Consider the following 3,713-nt stretch of genomic DNA (forward strand, 5'->3'; position numbering starts at 1 on the left):
TGTATCTCCTCATGCAGCTTTCGTATGACCCCGCGGCTGGTGGCGTGCCCGGGTTAGGGTTCGTTGCGCTCGCTGTGTTCCTGATTTGGTTGGCCAGTATCCTGGCCACTTTAGTTGGCATCATTGGCACGGTCGTGCGGAGCGTTAGACAGGGTAAAAGCGGTTAATCCGTTCGTGAGTGCGGCAGTAGCACTTCAAGTTGGCCGCACGACTTCTTGACGCAAGAAGTGCACTGACATCGTCCTGTCTGCGCGAGCTGGCCAGCTCGCGCCCGCAGTCAGTACCCTGAATGGCATGCCGCCCACTGTTGACATGGGAATTCCCGGCGCAACTAAGTCGGTAGCCGACGGACCCATCCGCAAGCGGGTGTTGCTGGCCGAGCCGCGTGGCTACTGCGCAGGTGTGGATCGGGCCGTCGAGACGGTCGAGCGCGCGCTGGAGAAGTACGGGCCGCCGGTCTATGTGCGTCACGAGATTGTGCACAACCGCCATGTGGTGGACACGCTGGCCAACGCCGGCGCGGTGTTCGTCGAGGAGACCGACCAGGTTCCCGAGGGGGCCATCGTGGTGTTCTCCGCGCACGGTGTGGCGCCGACGGTCTATGCCGCGGCCGCCGAACGCAACCTGCAGACCATCGACGCGACCTGCCCGCTGGTCACCAAGGTGCACAACGAGGCCAGGCGCTTCGCCCGCGACGACTACGACATCCTGCTGATCGGTCATGAAGGCCATGAGGAAGTCGTCGGTACCGCCGGGGAAGCGCCCGACCATGTGCAGCTCGTCGACGGCGTGGAGTCCGTCGAGCAGGTGACCGTCCGTGACGAGGACAAGGTGGTCTGGCTGTCGCAGACCACGCTGTCGGTCGACGAGACGATGGAGATCGTCGAGCAATTGCGCAAGCGATTCCCCAAACTGCAGGACCCGCCCAGCGACGACATCTGCTACGCCACCCAGAACCGGCAGGTCGCGGTCAAGGCGATGGCGCCCGAGTGTGAGCTGGTGATCGTCGTCGGCTCGCGCAATTCGTCGAACTCGGTGCGTTTGGTCGAGGTCGCGTTAGGCGCCGGGTCGCGGGCCGCCCACCTGGTCGACTGGGCCGAGGATATCGAGCCGGCGTGGTTCGACGGCGTCACCACGGTGGGCGTCACCTCGGGTGCCTCGGTCCCCGAGGTTCTGGTGCGCGGCGTGCTGGAACGGCTGGCCGAGTGCGGCTTCGACGTGGTGCAACCGGTGACGACGGCCAACGAGACGCTGGTGTTCGCCCTGCCCCGGGAGATCCGGAAACTCCTCTGAATTCAGATGTCGTATTCCCAGGATTCGGCCTGGTGTCGACGTGGCGCGCGCGACCGACCTCGCCGTTCCGGGCGAGGGTCTTCCCGGCGCGGCTCGCGACGTTCGTCCCGCGGGGCCGACCCGCGGTAGCGCACCTGCGAGATCGGGTGGTGAGTGGAGTTCGCGCTGCCCGGCCCGGGCGGTGGTGTGGGGCGCCGCCGCGGCTCCTGGTAGGACTCGTAGCGATCGGCGGGCGCCTCGTATCGATCGAACCGCTCGGGTGGCGGCTCCTGCGCGTCGTAAGGATCAAACCGGCTGCTCCGGCTCGGCGGCCGCTCGTAGGAACCACCACGTCGACCGTGGGGGTCTCGACGGGCTTCGCGGGGCGGCTGGCTGCGCGAGTCTGGATCACCCTGCGGGCGCTGGCGGCGTGCTCGCCGCGGCGGGTCGGCCGCGTCGAAGTCGTGGGGTGGCTGGCTCCTGCGACGCCGACGCTCAGGGGTCGGTTCGTGCTGATCCTGTAACGCCGCTCGAGAATGCCGGGAGCGGGATCGGGCCGGACGCTGGGCGGACCGACTGCTGCGGGCCGCTCGGCTCGATTTCGGGCTGGCTCTGGCGGCCCGGCCCACCCCATGGGCCGGCTGCGAGCCGGTCGAGGAAGCCGCGTCGGCCGCGTCGTCGGAGCCGTGCAGCATCGACGCCAGTTTTGCCGCGATGCCGCTGACAAAGGACTTCGACTCGGTGCCGGCCGCTGTGTCGGCGTGGGCTTCCTTGGCGTCCGTCACCTCAGCCGATCGGTGCGTCATCCCGAAGTACCACCTGACCAGGCCGATCAGTAGCACCACGCCGGCGGTGCCCAGCATCAGGGGGAACCGCTCGATGAGGGGATAACCGCAGTTGATCAGGAGATCCTTGACGCCCTTGATTTTGCCGCCGTGGAACAACCAGTAGGCCCCGGGCACCGCGCAGAAAAGGAGCAGGGGCGGCTGGATGACCGCGGTGAACACTCCCGACTGCCGTACCGCCAGCACGGCGATCACGCAGCCGGCTATATAGCAGCCTGCGAAAACGTGGGTCAGCTCTTTGTGGCCGGCATCGATGGCGTATCCCAAGACCGTCGCGGACGTGGCGATGAGCACAGCTGCCCACCACGGCACACCCGGAACATTGGGGAGGATCGAGCGGTGGGAAGCCTCTACTGCCGACCTTGCCCGCTGAGCTGACACATGTTGACCGTACCGGCAATGGCGCCAAAGGCCCGTAAATACCTTGTCAAGACCGGGCGTGGCATGTATGCGCCATCTCGGCCGGCCTGGCTGCCGAGCCTTAGACTTGATTCCCCGTGAGCCTGAGCCTGGGAATCGTGGGTCTGCCCAATGTTGGCAAGTCGACCCTGTTCAACGCGCTGACCCGCAACAATGTGGTGGCCGCGAACTACCCGTTCGCAACGATCGAGCCCAACGAGGGCGTCGTCTCGCTACCTGATTCGCGACTGGCCAAGCTGGCCGAACTCTTCGATTCCGAGCGCATTGTCCCGGCCCCGGTGACGTTCGTCGACATCGCCGGCCTGGTCAAGGGTGCGTCGGAGGGGGCCGGGCTGGGTAACAAGTTCCTGGCCCATATCCGCGAATGCGACGCCATCTGCCAGGTGGTCCGGGTGTTCTCCGACGACGACGTGACGCATGTCACTGGGCAGGTGGACCCCAAATCCGATATCGAGGTGATCGATACCGAACTGATCCTGGCCGACCTGCAGACCCTGGAGCGCGCCCTGCCCCGGCTGGAGAAGGAGGCCCGCAACAACAAGGAGCGCAAGCCGCTCTATGAGGCCGCGCTGGCCGCCCAACAGGTGCTGGACGGCGGGACAACGCTGTTCGCTGCGGGCGTGGACACTTCGGTGCTGCGCGAGCTGAACCTGCTGACTACCAAGCCGTTCCTATATGTGTTCAACGCCGACGAAGCGGTGCTGACGGACGCGGCGCGCATTGCGCAACTGCGCGAGCTGATTGCGCCCGCGGATGCGGTGTTCCTGGACGCCGCCATCGAGTCCGAGCTCTCCGAACTCGACGACGAGTCGGCCGCCGAGCTGCTCGAGTCGATCGGGCAGACCGAGCGTGGCCTAGATGCGTTGGCGCGGGCGGGTTTTCACACCCTGAAGCTGCAGACCTTCCTGACTGCGGGCCCAAAAGAGGCGCGGGCGTGGACAATTCACCAAGGCGACACCGCGCCGAAGGCCGCCGGAGTGATCCACACCGACTTCGAGAAGGGCTTCATCAAGGCCGAAATCGTGTCCTACGACGACCTGATCGCCGCCGGGTCCATGACGGCGGCCAAGGCGGCCGGCAAGGTGCGGATGGAGGGCAAGGACTACATCATGGCCGACGGCGACGTGGTGGAATTCCGGCATGGAGCAACAACAAAAGCAAGCAAATAGATCCAAG

3 protein-coding genes are annotated in these 3,713 nt (G+C 66.1%); 2 read left to right on the forward strand and 1 reads right to left on the reverse strand.

The window, feature by feature from the left end:
- Nucleotides 1-294: 294 nt before the first annotated feature.
- On the forward strand, nucleotides 295-1,293 hold the full coding sequence (locus tag VML93_RS28110; RefSeq protein WP_325615533.1) for a 4-hydroxy-3-methylbut-2-enyl diphosphate reductase: 999 nt from the start codon (nucleotides 295-297) through the stop codon (nucleotides 1,291-1,293).
- A gap of 2 nt (nucleotides 1,294-1,295) precedes the next feature.
- Here VML93_RS28110 and VML93_RS28115 read toward each other — a convergent pair whose 3' ends face one another.
- Nucleotides 1,296-2,498 carry a DUF6542 domain-containing protein gene (locus tag VML93_RS28115; RefSeq protein WP_325615534.1) on the reverse strand — a complete coding sequence of 401 codons (1,203 nt, stop codon included), beginning with the start codon at nucleotides 2,496-2,498 and terminating at the stop codon, nucleotides 1,296-1,298.
- 116 nt (nucleotides 2,499-2,614) lie between these two features.
- On the opposite strand from VML93_RS28115, the gene ychF reads away from it, so the two are divergent.
- Nucleotides 2,615-3,706 (forward strand): redox-regulated ATPase YchF, encoded by a 1,092-nt coding sequence (gene ychF / locus VML93_RS28120; RefSeq protein WP_325615535.1) that lies wholly within the window; start codon nucleotides 2,615-2,617, stop codon nucleotides 3,704-3,706.
- The last annotated feature ends 7 nt before the right edge of the window (nucleotides 3,707-3,713 follow it).

The sequence above is a fragment of the Mycobacterium sp. genome (genome assembly GCF_035499775.1).
In the GTDB taxonomy this organism is placed as follows: Bacteria; Actinomycetota; Actinomycetes; order Mycobacteriales; family Mycobacteriaceae; genus Mycobacterium.

Excerpts from the sequence above, each read along its gene's own strand:
- VML93_RS28110 (WP_325615533.1), top strand. The coding sequence starts at position 295 with ATGCCGCCCACTGTTGACATGGGAATTCCCGGCGCAACTAAGTCGGTA.